Raw genomic sequence first — 19882 nt, forward strand, 5'->3', positions numbered from 1 at the left:
GTCCTGTCATCATCGCCGGCCCGGCCAGTCTCGCACCGGCCGGCCGGTATCCTGGGTTACTGCGCCGCTGCGGGCGCGGGCCGCCCGCGCATCATCACGCTCAGGTCCACCTGGCCGGTCGCGACGCCGCCCATGAAGCCGCCATCGACCGGGAAGACGACGCCGTTGACGATGCTCGCCAGCGCGCTGTTGAGCAGCACCATGCCGCCGGCCTGCTCCTCGGGCGTCGAATAGCGCCCCATCGGCTGGGTCGCCGCCTCGATGACGTCCTTGCCGGCTGCCGCTTCGAACTGCGCCATCATCGGCGTCTGGGTCGGCGAGGGCAGGGTGCAGTTGATCCGGATGCCCTGCTTGATCAGGTGCGCGCCCATATACTGGGTCCAGACGATCACATTCTCCTTGGAGAAGGAATAGCCTTCCCTGACCGTCTCCATATTGGCCTCGCACCAGGCGACCGCCGCATCGAAGCCCTTGGTCGTGACGAGCTCCATGTTGGTCGGGATGCGCCGGCTCCAGCCGAGGCCGCCGGTCGAGGCGATGCTGGCGATCGCCGCGCCCGGCTTCATCAGCTTCAGCACCTGCTCGGTGAGATGGCGCAGGCCGATGAAGTTGACCTTCATCACATCCATCGGCGGAAAGGATTGCGGCAGCCCGGCGCAGTTGAACAGCGCATGCACGTCGCCGCCGATGCCGGCGACACCCGCTTCGATCGACGCCGGATCGCGCAGGTCGACATTGGTGAAGGAAGCGAGCGAGACGCTCGAGTCCTTGTAGTCGAGCCCATGCACCTCGGCGCCCAGCTCGACGAGCAGCTTCGCCGTCGCGGCGCCCATGCCCGAATAGCAGCCGCTCACGATGACGCGCTTGCCCTTGTAGCCCAGAATGTCGCTCATATGTGTCTCCGAAAGGCCCTCAGGCGCTGGCCTGGGGTGGCCATGAAATGCTGCCATCGTCTTCGATGACGAAGATGATCCGCTCGGGGCAGGCGCGCGCGCCGTTCCGGGCGGTCTTTTCCTGGCCCTCGGGCACGTCGAAGCCTTCGGTGGCGATGTAGCCGTCGTCGTCCAGCGGAAACATCTCCGCGGAAACCGCGGCGCAGCGCGCGTTCCCGACACAGGCTGCCTTCTCGATTCGGATCCTCATGTGCCTCTCCCAGGCTGATGCCGATATCCTAGAATGGAGAAGCGGCGCGGGATCAACAGGCCGCCGACGTCATCGCTCGCGCGATGACCTTGCCCGCCCGCTTTCTCGGGACCGCAATCAGGTTATGGTCGATTTGGCCCGCGTCGAGCGGCGCAGCTGCTCCACAAGCGCATCGAAGTACGGGAGATCTCTATGGTTCACGCCGCCCTAAGTCCCGCCGTCGCAAAGCCTGCGCATGTGGCCGAGGACCTGGTCTATGATTTCGACATCCATGCCGATCCCGGCCTCCTCGCCAATCCGCACGCGCGCATCCTCGATATGGTGCGGAACGCGCCGCCGGTCTTCTGGACGCCGCGTAACGGCGGCGGCTGGGTGGCGCTCACTCACGCTGCCAACTATGCCGCGTCACGCGATCCCGAGACGTTTTCGAGCGAGTTCGTTCCAGCTGAGAAGATGAAGGCGATGCTCGCGGCACTGCCGGCCGGCGCGCCGCACATCCCCCAGCCGATCCCGATCACCCTGGATCCGCCCGAGCACACCAAATATCGCCAGCCGCTGCAGAAGGTGTTCTCGCCCAAGACGATCTCCGGCCTGCGTGACAGCATCCGGGCGCTCGCCGGCGAGCTGATCGATGCGGTCAGGCCCGATGGCGGCTGCGAGTTCATGGCGACCGTCGCCGAGCCGCTGCCGGTCAAGGTGTTTCTCAAGATGCTTGGCCTGCCGCTCGATCGCCTGCCCGAATATCGCGCGATCGTGAAGGAGCATATGGAAGCGATCGACACTGATCGCGAAGGCTCGGTGCAGCGTCTCCAGCGGATCAGCGCCGCGATGCGCGACACGATCCTCGATCGGAAGGATAACCCCCGCGACGACATCCTGTCGCTGCTCTGGCAGACCGAGATTGACGGCCAGCCGACCACGCTCGCCGATATGGAGAATTACGGCGTGCTTCTGTTCATCGCCGGGCTCGACACGGTAATGAACGGCATGGGCCTGGCGATGCGCGGGCTTGCGCTCGACCAGGAGCTCCAGGCAACGCTCCGCGCCGACCCCAAGCTCGTCAACGAAGCGGCTGAGGAGATGCTGCGCCGCTATACCTTCACCGTGCCGATGCGCGTGGTGAAGCGCGAAACCGAGCTGGCCGGCGCCCGGATGTTGCCGGGCGACATGCTGAAGCTGTTCCTGCCGGGTGCCGATCTCGACGCGCGCGAGTTTCCCGAGCCCGACAAATATGAGCTCAGCCGCGAGAACAATGTCCATATCGCCTTCGGTGTCGGGCCGCATCGCTGCCTCGGTTCGCATCTTGCGCGCGTTGAGTTGCAGGTTCTCTATGAGGAGATGCTCGCGCGCCTCCCCGCCTTCCGGCTTGACCCCGACCGCCCGACAGTCTTCCACGGCGGGCATGTGATCGGCATCGAGGAGATGCATCTCCTCTGGGATGCTTGAGCGTGGCGTGGCAGCGCTCGCGTCCGCGGCTCGACAATGACAACCGCGCCTTCTGGACAGGCGGCGCCGAGGGCAAGCTGAACATCGCCCGGTGCGGCGATTGCGGCGGCTTCATCCATCCGCCGCGCGAGATCTGCCGCTTCTGCCAGTCCGAGAATGTCGCGCCCTTCGCAGTTGCGGGAACCGGCGTGGTCGATACCTATACGGTCAATCACCAGGCCTGGGCGAAGGACATGGAAGTGCCCTTCGTGATCGCCCGGGTTAAGCTCGACGATGCGCCCGGCGTCTATCTGACGACCAACATCGTCAATTGCCCGGTCGACGCGGTCGACATCGACGACAAGGTTCGCGTCGTGTTCGAGGAGCAGGACGGCATCTGGTTCCCGCTGTTCGAGAAGATGGCCTGATGGCGCGCGAAGCCTATATCACCGGCATCGGCATGTCCGAGGTGGGCGTTCGCCTGACCCGCTCGCCGCTCGCGCTCACCGTGGATGCAGTCAGGGAAGCGATTGCCGATGCCGGCCTGACCCTCGACCAGATCGACGGTGTCGCCACTTATCCAGGCAAGATGCAGATCTTTCTCGGCTTTTCGCCGCTCGGCGCCGACGATCTGATCGAGACGCTGGGGCTGAAGACTCGCTGGCATATCGGCGCTGCCGAGATGACCGCCCAGCTCGGCGCGATCGCCGAGGCAGCCAATGCGGTGAAGGCAGGGCTGGCCCGCCATGTGATCTGCTTCCGCACGGTTTACGAGGCGGCGGCCCTGGCGCGGCCCGAGGAGTTTCCGGCGCTAGAACGCCGCAAGGATGTCTCCGGCAATTCGCAATGGGTCTCCCCTTTCGGCGCCTTCTCGGCGGCCAACTGGACGGCGCAGTTCGCGATGCGCCACATGAAGCGTTACGGTCTCACCCGCGAGCAGCTCGCCCAGGTCGCGCTCAACGACCACGCCAATGCAGCGATCAACCCGCGCGCCATCGTCAAGAAGCCGCTGACGATGGACGAGTATATGGCCGCCCGGCTGATCTCGACTCCCTTCTGCCTCTATGATTGCGATCGCTTCACTGATTGCTCGACCGTGATCATCGTGTCTGCCGGCGACGCGCTGGGCGAAGTCAAGACAACCCCGATCCGCATCGCCGCGTCCGCCGGCTCGGTCGAGCGCTACAGCTGGGACCAGGCCGAATGGGCGAGCGCCTATCCGACCGGCCGCGATCTGTGGAAGAACACCGATTACGGCCCCGACGATGTCGACACTGTCCAGCTCTATGACGGCTTCGCCTTCCAGCCGATCACCTGGCTCGAAGGCCTCGGCTTTTGCGGCGTGGGCGAGGGAGGCCAGTTCCTCGAAGGCGGGACCCGCATCGCGCGTGACGGCGCGCTGCCGATGAACACCGGCGGCGGCCAGCTCGGCTGGGGGCGGCTTCACGGTTTCGGCTTCGCCTTTGAAGGAGTCGTGCAGTTGCGTGGCGAGGGCGGCGCGCGGCAGATCCCCGGCGATCCCAAGGTCGCGGTCGCCACCTCGGGCGGCGGCCCGATGGCGGCAGCCCTGTTGCTCGCCAAGGACTGATCGTGACGACAGTCGAGGACATCGCCTGCCTCCCGGGTTTCCGGCGGCGCTTCCTCGTGGTGCCGGCGACCGATCGAGTCACTGCCGCGGTCGAGGACGATTATCACTGCATGACGGTCACGCTGCATCACGATGGTGCGATCGTGATGTCGGTGGAGTCAGTGATGGACCGTGCCCCCTGGACGACCTGCCCGGGCGCACCGGCGGTGCTTGCGACGACCTTCGCCGGTGTTGCGCTCGCGGACGTGGCGAAGCGCGGCGAGAAGCAGAGCAACTGCACGCATCTTCACGACCTCGCCCTGCTCGCCGCTGCGCACGCGGCGGATGATGCGCCGACGCGGTACGAGATCTTGGTGTGCGATCCAGTCGACGAACGAGTGACTGCGGAGATCCGTCGCGACGGCGCGCCCGTCCTCCGCTTCGAGCACCGCGACGACATCCTCACCGCGCCGGCCGAGATTGCGGGCACATCCCTGTTCAGGCTGCGCGGTTGGATCGACACGCTCGAGGGCCCCGCGCGCGAGGCAGCGCGATTGCTGCAATGGGGCACGATCCTCGCGCATGGCCGCATCACCCCGATGGAGCGCCAGTCCGACGCAAGCCGGATGCCGCCCAATTGCTACACCTTCCAGCCCGACAGGAAGATGGAGGCAAAGCGGGTCGGCCTCATCCTCGATTTCACCAACGGCCCGATCGAGCCGCTCGACCATTTCGACGGCCAGCGCTTCCGGGAGGGGCGGCGCGTACCGTCACAATAGCAGGAGAGCCGATGACCATCGATCCGCGCGCTTATGTCGCCAAAGAGCTGCTGCCCGGCCTGGATGTCATTCCAACCCTTGACCTCAATGACGAGAGTATCGTCCAGTTTCGGGGTATGATTGCTCTGGCGTCGCTGGAGGTCCCGCCCGAAGTGGCGGTGGTCACCTGCGAGGAGCGATTCGTGCCCGGATCGCCAGATGCTCCCGATGTGCGGATCTTGCTCTATGTTCCGCCCGGCGCGGCTGACAGCCCGCGACCCGCCTATCTCCATATCCATGGCGGCGGTTATGTGCTCGGCCGGCCCGAGCTGAACGACCTTTCCAACCGCGCGATGGCGCTGACGCATGGTTGCGTCGTTGTCTCGGTCGCCTATCGCCTCGCACCCGAGGCCAGTTTCCCGGCCGCGCGCGACGATTGCTATGCGGCGCTCGCGTGGCTTCACCGCGAGGCTGCTTCGCTGGGCGTCGATCCTGCGCGCATCGCCATCGGCGGCGAGAGCGCCGGCGGGGGACACGCTGCCGCACTCGCGCTCCATGCGCGCGATTTCGGCCAGCTGCCGATCTGCTTCATGCTGCTCGATTCGCCCATGCTCGATGATCGCACCGGCAGCACTATCGAGACGTCACCTCATTTCGGGCAACTGGTCTGGACCGCCGGTCTCAATCGCTATGGCTGGAAATCGATGCTCGGCCGCGAACCCGGGGGAGACGATATCCCTGCCGAAGCCGTGCCCGCGCGCTGCGCCGATATGAGCGGCCTGCCGCCGGCCTTCATCGTGGTCGGCGCGCTTGACCTGTTCCTGCTCGAGGACCTGGCCTTCGCCGCCGGGCTGGCCAGCGCGGGCGTCCCGGTCGAGCTGCACGTCGTGCCGGGCGCGTATCACGGCTTCGGCGCCGCAGGGCCTGCCGCGCCGCAGGTCCAGATGGCCCAGTCGTTGCGCCAGGCCGCGCTCGCCCGGGCCTTCGCCGGGAGCTGAAAAGAAAAGGGCCGCCCGTCATGATGACGGGCGGCCCAAAGGTGTCTGCGCTTCGGCGTTGGCTCAGAAGGGCAGATTGTAGAGCTTGGAAGCATTGGTTTGCAGAACCTTCTTCTTGGTCTCGTAATCATAGCCGCCGAGCGTCTCGACGAGATGGGCCTGCACGCCGGGATAGAGCGAGGTGGGATGCGGGAAGTCAGTTTCGAACATGACCTTGTCGACCCCGATCGTCTCGAGCAGCAGCTTGGGGCCGACCGTCTCGAACCAGAAGGTCACCCAGAAGTGATCCTTGAAATATTCCCATGGCCGCTTGTGAAGCAGACCCGCCTTGCTGGGCAGCATCTCGTCGAACTGATGCTCGAGCGCTTCGAGCGCGAAGGGCACCCAGCCCATGCCGCTCTCGATCAAGCCGATCTTGAGGCCCGGATGCCGGTCGAGCCGCCCGGAGACGATCCAGTTGCCGAGCGTCGCCGCATTGGCGATCGAGAACATCGTCGCCACCACTGACAGGGTCTGTTCGAAGGCAAAGCCCTCCCAGGTCAGCGTATTGGGGTCGATCGCCGAGTTGAGGTGGAAGTTGAGCGGCGTGCCGGTCGCGTCGCACATCTCGAGGAACGGCGTCCAGTAATCATGGTTGAACGACGGCACCCCGACCCGCTCCGGGGTGTCGGGCAGCACGAAGCCCTTCAGCCCCATGTCGATGCAGCGCTTCGCTTCCTTTTCGAGTTCGGCCTGGTCCCAGAAGGGCAGGTGCGCCATGTTGAAGATGCGCTGGCCCGAGGTCTCCTGATATTCGACCGAGGCGTCGTTATACATCTGGATGACGGCGAGCGCGAGTTCGGGGTCGCCAAGCGACATCAGTGAGCCTGCCTGAGTCACGCCTGAATTCTGGAAGCAGATCTGGGCATAGACGCCCATGTCGTCCATCGCCTTGAGGCGGGGCCCGATCAGATGGCCGCCGGGATGGGCCTGTTCGAGCTTGGGGAAAGCGAGGCGGCCGAGCAGCTTGTTGTTGTCGGCGCGGATGACATTACCGCCCATCGAGCCGAAATTGCGATCGCCGACATACCAGCGCTCGACCCCATCGGCATCGAGCTTCACATAGGGGACCTTGTTCTTCATGCCGGCGGGCGCGCGCGAGGTGAAGAGATCGGGCGCTTCGGTAATATGGGTGTCCGTATCGACGATCTTGATCCCGGCGAGCGAGGGATCGAGCCCGTGTGACTGGGATGCGTAATCCACTTCGCGGACGACGCCGCCGGGGAGATACCCTTCCGACGACCAATATTTGCGGGCGTTGGCCGCCATCTCGGCGGTGTCGCTCTCAGCCATCTATCTTCTCCGTCTTATATTTTCATTCGGGCGTGACGTTCAGGCGGCGTTGAAAAGGCGCTGAACGCTCGTTGCTTCCTGGCCTTCTTTTCCGACCGAGCGCGCCACGGCGTCCTGCAGGCTGTGCAACAGTGTCTCGGGGTCGATCTGGTCGGACGGTTCGTACAGGAAGCCGATCGCCAGCGGCTGATTTTCCGGCAGTCCCGGGAGCAGCACCGCACACATGTCGGCGATCGACCCGAAGCCGGCGACGCCGATCGCATAGCCCTGCTCGCGGCACTGCTGCACACGGGCGGAGACATCGGCAAAGGCGAAGCGGCGTTCGGGCGCTGCCTCTGCGTTCAGGCGGCGGATCATGCCGTCGCGGTTGGGCTGTGCGACGGTCGAGAGCAGCAGCAGACCGGCGGCTGAGTCAGTCAGATTCTCCTGCTGGCCACTCCGGACGCCGGCAGGATTGGCGGTGCGCAGCGGCGGCTTGCCGTTGCACCAGCCATAAACCTGCACGTTGAGGCCGACCATGCCGAAGATGCCGACGCCGAGACCGGTCTGAGCGCACAGGCGGTCCATCAGGCCGACCAGCCGGCCATCGCGGACAATGCCAGGCTGTACCGCACTGCCGAGCATCGCTGCGCGCGGAGTCAACGAATAGGAACGGGTCTGGCGGTCCTTGTAGAGGAGGCCGAGGCCGACGAGGTTGGACAGGAGCTCCGACGTGCTCGATTGCGGCCGGTCGAAGCGGCGGACGATATCCATCACCGTTGCCTGGGGATGATCCTCGTCGAAAAATTCGAGCACCTCGATCACGCGCCGCGCGATGCGGGCCTTGTTCGACTCGGTGAAAGCCATCGTCCTCTCCTCTTCTTATTGAACTGAGTTGTTCACCAAGGAGTCGGGCTTGTCAAATATAAATGAGAGTGTCTCGGTTTTTTGCGATAGGTTGTGGCTCAGCCAGGCATGGCTTGAAAAAGGCGGGCAACTGCGGGCCGGTCGAGCTTGAGCGAAGGGGTACGCGGCAGGTCGGCGCAGAACAGCCACCGAGCGGGAACATGGGTGGCGAGGACATGCTGCCGGACATGCGATTCGAGCGTGTCGGTGGTCGGCGCCACTTCGCCGGGCTTCAGGCGGACTGCGGCCACCGGCACTTCCCCCAAGCGCCGATCGGGAATACCGACCACTATCGCTTCCGACACTGCCGGGTGCAGCATCAGTGCGCGTTCGACGGGTTCGGGCAGGATCTTGAAGCCGCCGCGCATGATCGCTCCATCAGCCCGGCCGCGGTGGAACAGGAAGCCATCCCCGTCGATCATCGCGATGTCGGATGTCCTGATCCACTCGGGCCCGATTCGCGGCGACACGACCTCGAGCACCCCTTCGATTCCCGGAGGCAGCTCGGCACCCGAGTCGGGGTCGACAATCCGGAGCCTGGCGCCTGGCATCGCCCGCCCCACCGTGCCGATCTTGCTGCGGCCCCATCCGGCATGCAGTTCGGGCGTCATCGCTGCCACCGGCCCGGCAAACTCCGTGGCGCCGTAGGAGAGGAGAATAGGGATGCCGTAGCGATCCTCGAACGCCTTCTGGACGTTCGCGTCGAGCGGCGCGGCGCCCACGCCGAGGAAACGGATCGAGGCCAGATCTTCCCTGGGGAGGTTCTGGTCCAGCACGAGTTGCACGCAGGACGGCGGCAAGCCCGAATGGGTCGGACGATAGCGAACGACATAGTCGCGCCACGCCGAAATCGAGAAGCGCTCGAGCAGAACGACGCGCTGGCCGCGGATCAGCATCGGCAGCGTCGAATAGAGGCCCGAGATATTGCCGAGCGGAAAATAGAGCAGGAAAGGGGGCAGGGATTGCGGCCCTTCGCCCTGGCGTGCGGTGAGCGGACTGGAGAGGAAATGCTGTTCGATCAGCGTGTAGCTGATCCCGAACTGCTTCGGTGGGCCGGTCGTGCCGCTCGTTAGGATATCGATACGTGGCTCGCCGTTGGCGATTCTCGATCGCGCGGCACCCGCTCTCTTGAACCCGGCGAGAGGGGATGCCGCCATGGCTTCCAATGCGACCGCTGCAATGCCTGCCCTGGCGAGCGCCTCGCAGACTTCTGAGGTGAAGTCCTCCCGGTGTGCGACGATTGCCGCAGGCTCGGTCCTGGCGATGGCGGCGGCGATGCCCGCCGGCGACTGGAAGGCATAGATCATCTGGATCGTGCGACCCTGGGCGATCAGGCCAAGCAGCGCCGCGAAGGAAGCCGGGCGGTTTCGCGGGATGAAGGCGACGGGCGCGCACGGATCGATTCCACTCGCGGCGAGTGCGGCTCCGACACCGTTCGCGACGTGTGCCATCTCACCCCAATCGTACCAGCGATCCTCGAAAGCGATCGCGTCGAGCGTCGGCTCGCGCTGCAATGCCTCGATGGTACGCCGCTGCAGTTCCGTCACGCGATCCTCCTCGCGCAATTGTGGCTCGCCGGTAACCCCGGGACCAGCGCAAGCTGCACCGCCCCCGCGATCATTGGCGCCGGCCGCACTTGATTGGGCCCGCCGAGTTTCTAGGCTGCCGCAGTGAACACGCCGCTTTTCCTGGTCGATCCGGAGACCTTTGCGTTGCCCTTCGTCGGCGACGCGCCGCCGATCGGCGTCATCGACCTCGATCTCGCCGGCGATGATATCGGCCGTCTCGTCATGCCGCCCTTTCCGCTGATCGGGGCAGGAAATCCCGCGCATCCCCTCGCGCCGCAACTCGACGCGGTGACCGGATCCCCGGTGATGTTGCAGAGGATCGTCGCGAATGCCCGCCGGACGCCCGAGACCGCAGCGGTCGCAGTGCAGACCTTGCGCCTGATCGAGCATCTGGAGACCGGGCCGGCGCTGATCGCCGAGTCGCTGGCTTATGGCCTGTTACAGGGCAGCGCCGAGCATGCAGCATGGCTGGCGTCCCGGCCAGCCACGCCGGCATTGCCGGCATCGCCGGCAGGTCGAGTCTCGCTCACGAGAAAGGAGCGGCATCTCGACATCCGTCTGGACCGGGTCGGGGCGCTCAATGCGATCGATTGTCCGATGCGGGATGCGCTGCGTGAGGCGTTCGAGCTGGCCGCGCTCGATCCGGAAATCGACCGGGTCACAATGCGAGGGCTGGGCAAGGCTTTCTCGGTCGGTGCCGATCTCGCCGAGTTCGGCACCACACGCGACCCGGCCACCGCGCATGCGATCCGGATGCAGACGCTCCCCGCGCACGCGATCGCGCGGTGTGCGGAGAAGCTCGACGTGCATATCCAGGGGGCGTGCGTCGGCTCCGCACTGGAAATGGCTTCCTTCGCGCGGCGGGTGACTGCCGGCCCGCGCGCCTGGTTCCAGTTGCCCGAGCTCGCAATGGGCCTGATCCCGGGTGCCGGCGGCTGCGTGTCGATATCGCGCCGGATCGGCCGGCAGGACGCCACGCTGCTGATCCTGTCAGGCCGCCGGATCGATGCGCGCGGCGCGCGCGCCATCGGGCTGGTCGATGCGATCGTGGACGATTGAACCGTCGATCACCGTCATTCGTACATCGCCGGCGCCCAGTCGCAGCCGCGCCTCGCCCCAGGGTCGATCGAGCAGGCACAGATCGGCCGCGGAGCCCGGCTCGATCCGCCGCTCGCGGGCTAGGTCGATGGGGTCGGCGAGGTAGAGCGTCAGCGCTTCTTCGGGTGTCAGCGCCTCATCCGCACCGATTGTCTCGCCATCATCGGTTCTGCGTGAAACTGCGGCGCGCATCGCGGCCCAGGGATCGAAACTGCCGAACGGCGCGTCGCTGCCCGCCGCGAGGACGATCCCGGCCCTGCGCAAGCCGGCGAGGCGATAGAGGAAAGGCCGTGCAACCGCCTCCACCTCGCGCAGATAGAGGTCGCCCCGCTCGGCAATGAAATGAGGCTGACTGACGACGCGCAGTTCCAGCCGCGCGATCTCCTCCACGAGAGGGTCGGGCGCGACCGACGCATGCTCGATCCGGTCGCCCGTCCTCGTTCCGGCCGCCTCAAGCGCGGCCAGCGCGAAGACGAGCTCGGTTTCAGTCACACAGTGGATCGCAGCGACGCGCTCCTGCCGATGCGTTGCGGTGAGGAATGCCACCGTCTCGTCAAAATCGGGCAAGGCTGATTCGTGGAGATGAAGCTTGCCCGGCCCGAGCCGGAGTTGCTCGTTGAAAGCGCCAGCGGCGAGGGCGAGCGTACCACCCATGACGCAGCGTTGCCGAAGCGCGCCGCGCCGTTGCTCAGCGGCGAAATGCGCCGCGATGGCGGGCTCGTTGGCGGGAGACAGATCGGTAAGCCCGGTGACGCCCATCTCGGCGAAGATCGCGCCGATCGCGGCGAAACCCGGCGGCTTGCTGCCCAGCGCATCGCGCAGCCAGCGATCTTCGTCGAACAGGCGGCCAGTCCAGCGTCCGTGACGCTGCTCGAGCCCGGGCGGCGCCGGTGCTCGGTCGAGCAGTAGTGCCAGGGCATGGCTGTTGAGGAACCACATCCGCCCCGATCTGTGCTGGATACGTACCGGCCTGCGCGGTGACAGCCGATCGAGCGCTTCGGCATCGAGCATGCCTGCCACGCTTTCATGATAGCCAATGCCGCGCAGCCAGCCCGATCCCGGCTCCGCCAGCGCTGCGGCAAGATCCGCCTCGTTCAGGACGTCGGGCGGGCCGCATCGGGTCGAGGCGCGGGCAACTGCCAAGGCTGACAAATGGAGATGATGATCGTGCAGGCCGGGCAGCAACGCTCCCCCATGAGCGTCGATTAGTGTCTCGCCGTCGCGTGGCTCGAGACGCCCGATCTCGGCGATCCGGCCCGCCGCAATGCGCAGGTCAAGGGTGCCATTGCGCCATATCTCCGCGTTGCGGATCAGCATGTCGGAGAGGCCCCGAGCCACCGATCATTGTCCGCGCCGAATGCCGCCACTGCCCCCGGCCTGCGCGGCACGATCGCGGGAAACGGCCGGCCCTCTGTCTCCGACCAATGCTGCAGTGCCCGCGTCAGTGATCCCGCGTGGCGCTCGGCCGTCAGCGCCTCGGCCACGATGCCGCTCATCGACAGCACCAGATGCGCGCCCTCGCGGCGGTAGAGTTGGGTGAGCGCGATCCGGGCCGCGTGGATTCCCGTCAGGGGGTCGGCGCACGCGTCACCGACGAAACCAATCATGCCGGTGGCATCGCGCAACGCAGCGCTCGCGCCGCCGGCCACGCCGCAATCATCTCCAAACCCTGCCCAGTCAGCGGCGTCGCCGCTAATACCGTGGCCGGTGATCGTGATCCACACCAGTCCCGGCACCTCGCGCACCAGGGTGTCGGCGTCGATGCCCAGTTGCCGCAGCGCACGGGGCCGCGACGCAGCGACGATGATTTGTGCCCGGCGGGTCAGCGTAATCAGCGCGTCGCGGCCCGCCGGCGACGCAAGGTCGAGCGCAACGCTCGCCTTGCCCTGGTTCAGCAGCGCGAACAGCCCGGGATCGCCGTCTCGCATCGAATCCGGCCGCGAGCGGCTTTCCACCTTCACCACCTCGGCGCCGGCAAGCCGGAGAATCGAGGTGGCCAACGGCCCCGCCCAAAGTGCGGAAAGGTCGATCACCAGAGGCGGGTGCCGCGATTGCCGGGCAGGGCCCCCTCGCGCCGTCATCATCGTGGCCGGACTCACCGGCACTTCATCGATCGTCGCCATGGCAAGGCCGAGCATCCGTCCCCGCGCCACGATTGGGGCCGCGTCCTCGCTCCGGAATCGGGTGGCAATCATCTCATCGTCATCGGGGTCGATCGTCGCATCGCCGAACAGCGCCGCAAGCATGCCACGATCATCGGGGCGGGACAGGTTGAGCGCGACATGGCCGCCCGAAGCATCGAACAGCCGGCACCCACCACCTGCGGATACACGGCCCGGAATGGTGAAGCTATTGAGCGCCGCACGTTCGCCCAGCAGCGTTTCCCCGGAGAGAGCCGCGATCTCGGCCGCGCCGCCGAGCCTTGCTATCGCCTGTAACTGCGCATCCGCCCAGCCCGAAAACGGAAGGGTCGCCGCCGCAGCCACCTCAGCCCGCGAACAGTTTCTTGACCTCGCGGCGCAGCAGCTTGCCCATTTCATTATAGGGGAGCGCGTCGACGAACAGGATGGATTCGGGCACACGCGAGGAGCGAAGCCGGTCGCGTACCAATGCCTTCAGCGCGTCCACGTCGGGCCGCTCATGCCCTTCGCGGATCGTGGCGGCAACGCCCACCGCCTCACCCCATTCGCGCGAAGGGATCGCAACCGCGGCGACATCGGCCAGGTCCGGATGAGTCAGCAGCACATCCTCAATCTCGCCCGGCGAGATATTCTCGCCGCCGCGCACGATCACGTCGTCGGCGCGGCCCGCCAGGAACAGATAACCATGCTCATCGATCCACCCGGCGTCGCGCGTCGGGAACCAGCCGCCCGAGTCGAGTGCGCTGCGATCCTTGTACTCGCCCGACACCTGGTCGCCGCGAACATGGATTTCGCCGCTCTCGCCAGGCGACAGGCGCTTGCCCTCCTCGTCGCGAATCTCGATCTCGACAGTCGGGAGCGGCCTGCCGACAGAAGCTAGCCGGGCCTGTACCTGTGGATCGTCCGACGCATGTGCGGCGCGGTGCTCGTCAGGTCCGAGCAGGGCGACGGTCGAACTCGTCTCGGTCAGGCCATAGGCGTTGGTGAAGCCGGTCTGCGGGAACTGATCGAGCGCGCGCCGGATCAGTTCGAGCGGCATCTTGCCGCCGCCATAGGCGATCGACTTGAGGCTGGAGAGATCGGCGCTGGGGTCGCGGTCGATCGCCTCGACGATTCGCGACAACATGGTCGGGACGACGAACGCGTTGGTCGCTCTTTCGCGGGACGCAAGGTCGATCCACGCCTCGGGGCTGAAGGCCGGCAGGAGCAGGATGCGGCGCTGGGCGTAGATCGAGCTCAGCAACGCCGCGATCCCCGCGATATGATAGGGTGGAACGCTGACGAGCGCGGCCTCTTCTTCAGCCGCTGATCCGAATTCGATCGTTCCGAGGATATAGGAAGCGAGATTGGCGTGCCGCAGGATTGCTGCCTTGGGTGCGGCCGTGGTACCGCTCGTGAAGAGCTGGATCGCGATGCCTTCGCCTGCATCGCCCTCGCTTGCGATATCCCTGGACGCTTCGAGCGCGGCGTCGACGAACGCGGCGCGGGCGAGCACGACATTGGCATCGGCCCGGTACAGGCGCGTCACCCGATCCCTGTCGCCGATGATCAACGCGGGAGCGATCCGCTCCAGCAGCGCGGCGAGGTCGGCGTCGGCGAGCCGGTAGTTGAGAGGGACATAGGGCACCCCCGCGAGCGCGGCCCCGAACAGCGCCATGACGGCGGCCTCGCTGCTTTCGTCGAGCAACGCGACATGAGCGCAGCCGCTCTTGCGGATCACTTCAGCGGCACCGCGCGCGCCGGCCAGCAGCTCGTCATAGCGCCACCGGCGGCCGTCGCACACGAGCCCGGTGCGGTCGGGCGCACCCTCCGCTGCCATCTCCAGGAAAAGCGCGATATTCATTGTCGTGCGGTCAGTCCGACGCTGGCAGGGGCTTGGCTTCCTTGACGGTCAGCGCGACGCCGTTCACCGACAGCGAACCCTTGCCCGGCTTCACGCACAGCAATTCGAATGTGCCGGCGCTATCGACATAGCGCTTGCCCATCAAGGAGCCGGTTGCATGCGCCGGATCGACCGCCCCGATCGTCTCCGGCTTCGCCTCAGCCATCGGTGCGCCACCGCATTCGATCGTGCCGGCGCCACTTCGGATCACCATCACTTCGGTGTCGCACACCGCGCTCTTCAGTCTCGTCCCGGGTTTCATCGGTCAGTCCCTTGTTGCGACGCTGCGTTGCGGCTCAGGCGATTGCGCCGCACGCTTTCAATTCCTCGATCCTATCCCATTCGAGGCCAAGCTCCATCAGGACAAGTTCGGTATGCTCGGACGCCTGGGGGGAGCGGGTGGTCTCGAGCGGTTCGCCGTTGAACTGTACCGGTCCGCGTACCAGCCTGAGCGGCGCGCCGCCATCGGCGCCCTCGACCTCGATGATCATGTCGTTGGCCAGCGCCTGCTCATCGGTCAGCAGATCCTGGAAACTCTGGACGGGCGCCCATTGGCCTTTCATCGATTTCAGATGCTCGCGCCAATAGGCGAACGGCCTCGCGGCGAACGCCTTGACCAGGATGTCGCTTGCCGCGCCCGCATTCTCGATCAGGGAGTGGACGTCCTTGAAGCGCGGATCGTCGGCCGCTTCCGGCACGCCGACCTTTTCGAACGTGTCGCGGATCAGGCCGGTCGGGCTGACCATGCACAGATTGATCGTGCCGCCATCGGAGGTGTGGAAATTGCCCATGAACGGATTGCGCAGCGACCCGCCCGAGGAAGGCATGCCGTTGCGGGTGAGCTGGCCGGTTTCCATCACCTGCGAGATCAGCGCGCCCGATGCCCACCACGCGGCGCTCAACAGCGATACATCGAGCTCGACGCCCTCGCCGGTCTTCTCGCGGTGATAGAGCGCACCGGAAATGCCGCCGGCGATGAACATGCCGCCGATCGAATCGCCGAACGCTGGTATTCCCTGGGTCAGCGGGCCGGGCAGTTCGGCGGGTGTCATCGAATAAGCGATGCCGCTGCGCGACCAGAAGCAGGTACCGTCGAAGCCGCCGATCTCGCGCTCGGGCCCCTTGTTGCCCAGGGCGCTGCCGCGGGCATAGATGATGTCGGGCTTTACCGCGCGGATATGCTCGACGTCGAATTTGTTCTTCTGCCGGACCTGCGGCAGATAATTGGTCAGGAACACATCGGCTGTCTTCGCCAGCTCGTAGAGAAGTTCCTGCCCTTCGGGGGTCGACAGATCGATGCCGACGCTGCGCTTGCCGCGATTGGGGTGCTCGAACAGAGTGTGGCGCAGCGGGTCGAGCGTGACGCCGCCCATATTGAGGAAGCCCCGCTGGGTATCGCCGCGGATCGGATGCTCGATCTTGACCACGTCGGCGCCCCAATCGGCAAGAATGGCACCGGCGGCCGGTACATAAGTAAATTGCGCCACTTCAAGGACGCGTACGCCGTTCATTACCCGAGTCATGACTTTTCCGAATTCCCCCGCGCCACAAGAGCGCAGCTAATCGCCGGCAACCTATGAGATGAGGCAGGCAGCGCAAACCACAAACTCGCGGTTTGGCGGTGCTATCGCCGGTACGATACGCGGCTCTTCGCCAACGCTGTGGCGATATTGCTTTCCCGGCCTGCGGTACGAGTTGAGCGGCGGCGCGACCCGGCCAATAGCGGGCGCAACCAGGACCGAGGAACAGCTGCCATGAACATCGACCCTTCGCTTTCAGCCGTCGTCACCGGCGGCGCATCGGGCCTCGGATTGGCGACGGTCAAGGCGCTGCGCGCAGCCGGCGCCAAGGTCGCCATCTTCGATGTCAACGAAGAACAGGGCGCGCGCACCGCCCAGGAAACCGGCGCCCTCTTCTGCAAGGTCGACATCATGTCGGAGGAAAGCGCGCTTGCCGGCTTCGAAGCGGCGCGCGCCGCCAATGGTCAGGAACAGGTACTGGTCCACTGCGCTGTCTATACAAAGGGCGGCAAGACGGTCAGCAAGGACAAGGCCACCGGCGGCTTCAAGCGCCTGTCGACCGAGGATTACGCGATTTCGGCCGAGGGCGTGCTCGTTGCCAGCTATCGGATGGCGTCGATCGCGGCGCTCGGCATGGCTGGGCTCGAGCCGGACGAGGATGGCGGTCGCGGCGCGATCATCCTCACCTCGAGCGCGGCCGCGCAGGATGGCCAGGTCGGCCAGGTCGTCTATGGTTCGCTGAAGGCGGGCGTGAACGGACTGGTGCTGCCGATGGCCCGCGACCTCATGGATCTCGGCATCCGCGTCAACTCGATCATGCCCGGCATTTTCGCGACGCCGCCGATGCTGCGCTTCAAGGACATGAATCCGGCGATGTGGGATGCGCTCAACGCGTCGGTTCCCTTCCCGAAGCGGCTCGGCAAGCCAGAGGAGTTCGCCAGCCTCGTGCTCGAACTGGTCCGAAATTCCTACATGAACGCCCAGACGATCCGGATTGACGGCGCCATCCGCATGCCCCCCCGCTGATTTCAGCCGGCATCCTCAGTGTCAGATTCCCTGCATTTCCGCAGCATTTCGCAATCGCGCGTGCGTCTCGCGCATGCTGCAGTGCAAAATTTCGACGCACTGGCCTCTTGACGCGAAAAAGGAAAAACACTAACCTTGGTTACTATTAAGGGGGTAGCCGGTGCTTCCTCCAGATGGAGTAACCGAGATGAAGATTTCCCCGCTGTTCGCCGTTGTGGCCCTCGCTCTGGCCCCCGTCGCTGCCCAGGCTGCCGAGAGCGTGGCGCCGGTTGCCGTGCCCGGCGTTACGGTCACCCCGGGCAAGATGCTCTATGCCGCCGGCGGCAAGCGCCTCGCCGCGGTGTACCGCGTCGCAGCTGACGGCTCTCCCCAGATCATCCTAGACGGCAAGCTGATCACCGTGCCTGTCTCGACGCTGGCGATGGACGGTGACAAGGCAACGACCAGCCTGACCAAGGCGCAGCTGTCGCGCTGATCCGTCGGCATTTTCCGGACGGACGGGATCGCCGTCCGATTCGCAAAAGAGCCGAAAAGGCGAAAATCCAGGGCGCTGAACGGTCAGGTCGTTCAGCGCCCTTTCGCTTCCAACCCTATCCGCTGACGTTTTCGTAGATCTTGTCGAGCAGCGCACTCAGCTTTTCGAGGTCGCTGTCGTCGATGCCGCGAAAGGTGCGTTCCTCGTGCTTCGCGCCCATCGCGCTGAGCCGCTCCAACAGAGGCCGCGCCGCGTCGGTCAGGTACACGCAATAAGCGCGCTTGTCGTCGGCCTTCGCCCGGCGCTCGAGTAGTCCCTCGGTACAAAGCCGGTCGATAAGCCGTCCCGCGGCCGCCTCGGACATGTCGAGCGCGTCGGCGATGGTGCGCTGGGTCGCGCCCGCGCGTCGCGCGACGACGACGACCGCGGTCCATTGCGAGCGCGTGACCCCCCAGCCTTCCAGGTCCCGGTCGAAGAGCTTGCGCATCTGACGGGCGATGACCGTGATCTTGAGCGAGATGTTGCGCTGTGTGGTGGTTTCCTCGTTGATCGCCTGTCGCCTTTGCCGGCCTAGAGCCGCTCGATGATGATGGCCGGGGCCATGCCGCCGGCGGCGCACATGGTGATCAGGCCGTAGCGGCCGCCCGATCGCTCGAGTTCGTCGAGCGCAGTGCCGATCAGCACCGCTCCCGTCGCCCCGATCGGATGGCCGAGCGCGATCGCGCCGCCATTGATGTTGATCTTTGCGCGGTCGATGTCCAGATCGCGGATGAATTTCTCGACGACGACGGCAAAGGCTTCGTTGACCTCCCAGACATCGATATCGTCCTTGGTCAGCCCGGCCTTGGCGAGCACCTTGCGCGCGGCGGGGACCGGGCCGTTGAGCATCAGTGTCGGGCAATCGCCGAGATTGGCTGTGGCGACGACCCGCGCGCGGGGCTTCAGGCCCGACTTTTCGACATAAGCCTTCGATGCCAGCAGGATCGCGGCTGCCCCGTCGACCACGCCGGAAGAGGTGCCGGCATGGTGCAGCGGCTCGATCGTGACATCGGGATATTTCTGGTTGACCAGCTGACGAAAGGTTGGGCCGTCGGCACGCGACGGCATGTCGGCGATCATGCCGAACGCCGGCTTCAGCTGGGCGAGTTGCTCGATCGTGGTGTCGGGGCGCGGATATTCCTCATGGTCCAGGATCACGCTACCGTCATCGTCGAGCACCGGCACGACTGACTTGTCGAAACGGCCTTCCTTGATGGCGACGGCGGCGCGACGCTGGCTTTCGAGCCCGAACGCGTCGAGCTCAGCGCGGGTGATGCCTTCCATCGCGGCGATCGCATCGGCGGCGACGCCCTGGTTGGTTTGCGGATGCTTTTCCTGAAGCCTGAGATTGCCCGTGCCGATCCCGCCCGCCGACTTCACGCCCGCTTCGCGCAGGCTTGCGCCATACCAGGTGACATAGGACATCATCTCGGTGCCCCCGGCGACGAGCAGATCCTCCATGCCCGACATGATCTGCGCCGCGGCAAGGCTGGTCGCGGTGATGCCGCTGCCGCAGAAACGGTCGAGCGTGACGCCCGACGCCTTGACGTCATAGTCGGCGTCGAGGGCTGCCATGCGGCCCATGTCGCCGCCCTGCAGGCCCATCTGCGCGCTGGTGCCCCAGATGATGTCGTCGACATCGGCGGTATCGAAATGGTTGCGGTCCTTGATCGCCTTGAGGACGGTCGCGGCGAGGTGCTGCGGATGCATCTCGGAAAGCGCGCCCTTGCCCATTTTGCCGATGCTGCGGGGGGTGCGGACTGCATCGATGATATAGGCTTCGGCCATGGCTCTCTCTTCGATAGGGTGCGCTGTCAGCGCTGTCCCGGAGCCTATCGCACGGCTGTTTGACCCGTGCCACAGATGACCGATCGCGTGGGCGATCAATGCGCCGGGAGACGTGGCTCGCAACCCGCGAAGTTCGAAGCAAGCTATTGGTTTACATAGTCATTCCGGCGCTCTCGCCGATATGGCGGCATCGGCCGCCCTGTTTCCGGCGCGGCAAGTTGAGGCATAGGGCAGGCA

At 65.7% G+C, this 19882-nt stretch carries 20 protein-coding genes; 8 read left to right on the top strand and 12 right to left on the bottom strand.

Annotated features, from left to right (window positions below; translation table 11 throughout):
* Positions 1-56 precede the first annotated feature (56 nt).
* Positions 57-893: a coniferyl-alcohol dehydrogenase gene (locus ABD050_RS16015; protein WP_343890473.1), complete on the bottom strand. Its 837-nt coding sequence runs from the start codon at positions 891-893 to the stop codon at positions 57-59.
* Between the two features lie 19 nt (positions 894-912).
* The gene (locus ABD050_RS16020) at positions 913-1143 is read right to left on the bottom strand and encodes a ferredoxin (protein ID WP_343890474.1); all 231 of its coding nucleotides are present in this window, start codon (positions 1141-1143) and stop codon (positions 913-915) included.
* Positions 1144-1335: 192 nt separating this feature from the next.
* Between ABD050_RS16020 and ABD050_RS16025 the strand changes: the two genes are divergently transcribed.
* The 5 genes from ABD050_RS16025 to ABD050_RS16045 are packed head-to-tail and all read left to right on the top strand — an operon-like array spanning position 1336 to position 5891.
* Positions 1336-2589, top strand: coding sequence for a cytochrome P450 (locus ABD050_RS16025; protein ID WP_343890475.1), 1254 nt, complete (start codon positions 1336-1338; stop codon positions 2587-2589).
* Between the two features lie 2 nt (positions 2590-2591).
* Positions 2592-2996, top strand: a complete 405-nt coding sequence (locus ABD050_RS16030; RefSeq protein WP_343890476.1) for a Zn-ribbon domain-containing OB-fold protein — start codon at positions 2592-2594, stop codon at positions 2994-2996.
* Positions 2996-4156, top strand: coding sequence for a thiolase family protein (locus ABD050_RS16035; protein WP_343890477.1), 1161 nt, complete (start codon positions 2996-2998; stop codon positions 4154-4156). Before ABD050_RS16030 ends, ABD050_RS16035 begins: the two co-directional genes overlap by 1 nt.
* Before the next feature lie 2 nt (positions 4157-4158).
* Positions 4159-4914: a DUF2889 domain-containing protein gene (locus ABD050_RS16040; protein WP_343890478.1), complete on the top strand. Its 756-nt coding sequence runs from the start codon at positions 4159-4161 to the stop codon at positions 4912-4914.
* 11 nt (positions 4915-4925) lie between these two features.
* Entirely contained in the window at positions 4926-5891 is a 966-nt protein-coding gene (locus ABD050_RS16045; protein WP_343890479.1) for an alpha/beta hydrolase, read from the top strand.
* 63 nt (positions 5892-5954) lie between these two features.
* Here ABD050_RS16045 and ABD050_RS16050 read toward each other — a convergent pair whose 3' ends face one another.
* The 3 genes from ABD050_RS16050 to ABD050_RS16060 form a co-directional block, all read right to left on the bottom strand.
* Positions 5955-7223, bottom strand: coding sequence for an amidohydrolase family protein (locus ABD050_RS16050; protein ID WP_343890480.1), 1269 nt, complete (start codon positions 7221-7223; stop codon positions 5955-5957).
* Positions 7224-7262: 39 nt separating this feature from the next.
* On the bottom strand, positions 7263-8069 hold the full coding sequence (locus ABD050_RS16055) for a helix-turn-helix domain-containing protein (protein WP_343890481.1): 807 nt from the start codon (positions 8067-8069) through the stop codon (positions 7263-7265).
* 98 nt (positions 8070-8167) lie between these two features.
* The gene (locus tag ABD050_RS16060) at positions 8168-9655 is read right to left on the bottom strand and encodes a class I adenylate-forming enzyme family protein (RefSeq protein WP_343890482.1); all 1488 of its coding nucleotides are present in this window, start codon (positions 9653-9655) and stop codon (positions 8168-8170) included.
* A 123-nt stretch (positions 9656-9778) separates the two neighbouring features.
* On the opposite strand from ABD050_RS16060, the gene ABD050_RS16065 reads away from it, so the two are divergent.
* Positions 9779-10735, top strand: a complete 957-nt coding sequence (locus tag ABD050_RS16065) for an enoyl-CoA hydratase/isomerase family protein (RefSeq protein WP_343890483.1) — start codon at positions 9779-9781, stop codon at positions 10733-10735.
* Here ABD050_RS16065 and ABD050_RS16070 read toward each other — a convergent pair.
* Genes ABD050_RS16070 through ABD050_RS16090 form a run of 5 tightly spaced genes read right to left on the bottom strand, consistent with a single transcriptional unit; the run spans position 10667 to position 16320 of the window.
* The gene (locus ABD050_RS16070; RefSeq protein WP_343890484.1) at positions 10667-12112 is read right to left on the bottom strand and encodes an amidohydrolase family protein; all 1446 of its coding nucleotides are present in this window, start codon (positions 12110-12112) and stop codon (positions 10667-10669) included. The genes ABD050_RS16065 and ABD050_RS16070 overlap by 69 nt on opposite strands.
* Entirely contained in the window at positions 12085-13260 is a 1176-nt protein-coding gene (locus tag ABD050_RS16075; RefSeq protein WP_343890485.1) for a CoA transferase, read from the bottom strand. Before ABD050_RS16075 ends, ABD050_RS16070 begins: the two co-directional genes overlap by 28 nt.
* Before the next feature lies 1 nt (position 13261).
* Positions 13262-14758, bottom strand: a complete 1497-nt coding sequence (locus ABD050_RS16080; RefSeq protein ID WP_343890486.1) for a class I adenylate-forming enzyme family protein — start codon at positions 14756-14758, stop codon at positions 13262-13264.
* 10 nt (positions 14759-14768) lie between these two features.
* A complete protein-coding gene (locus ABD050_RS16085) occupies positions 14769-15059 on the bottom strand; it encodes a hypothetical protein (protein WP_343890487.1) in 291 nt (96 codons plus the stop codon).
* A gap of 34 nt (positions 15060-15093) precedes the next feature.
* Positions 15094-16320: a CaiB/BaiF CoA transferase family protein gene (locus tag ABD050_RS16090; protein ID WP_343890488.1), complete on the bottom strand. Its 1227-nt coding sequence runs from the start codon at positions 16318-16320 to the stop codon at positions 15094-15096.
* Between the two features lie 231 nt (positions 16321-16551).
* On the opposite strand from ABD050_RS16090, the gene ABD050_RS16095 reads away from it, so the two are divergent.
* Together ABD050_RS16095 and ABD050_RS16100 are read left to right on the top strand one after the other, a co-directional pair.
* Positions 16552-17343 (top strand): SDR family oxidoreductase, encoded by a 792-nt coding sequence (locus ABD050_RS16095; protein WP_343890489.1) that lies wholly within the window; start codon positions 16552-16554, stop codon positions 17341-17343.
* A 187-nt stretch (positions 17344-17530) separates the two neighbouring features.
* Positions 17531-17818, top strand: coding sequence for a hypothetical protein (locus tag ABD050_RS16100; RefSeq protein ID WP_343890490.1), 288 nt, complete (start codon positions 17531-17533; stop codon positions 17816-17818).
* 115 nt (positions 17819-17933) lie between these two features.
* On the opposite strand, the gene ABD050_RS16105 is transcribed toward ABD050_RS16100, so the two are convergent.
* Together ABD050_RS16105 and ABD050_RS16110 are read right to left on the bottom strand one after the other, a co-directional pair.
* On the bottom strand, positions 17934-18305 hold the full coding sequence (locus ABD050_RS16105) for a MarR family winged helix-turn-helix transcriptional regulator (protein ID WP_343890491.1): 372 nt from the start codon (positions 18303-18305) through the stop codon (positions 17934-17936).
* Positions 18306-18388: 83 nt separating this feature from the next.
* The gene (locus ABD050_RS16110; protein WP_343890492.1) at positions 18389-19645 is read right to left on the bottom strand and encodes an acetyl-CoA C-acetyltransferase; all 1257 of its coding nucleotides are present in this window, start codon (positions 19643-19645) and stop codon (positions 18389-18391) included.
* Positions 19646-19882: the final 237 nt, after the last annotated feature.

Source organism: Sphingomonas oligophenolica (genome assembly GCF_039522915.1).
In the GTDB taxonomy this organism is placed as follows: Bacteria; Pseudomonadota; Alphaproteobacteria; order Sphingomonadales; family Sphingomonadaceae; genus Sphingomonas; species Sphingomonas oligophenolica.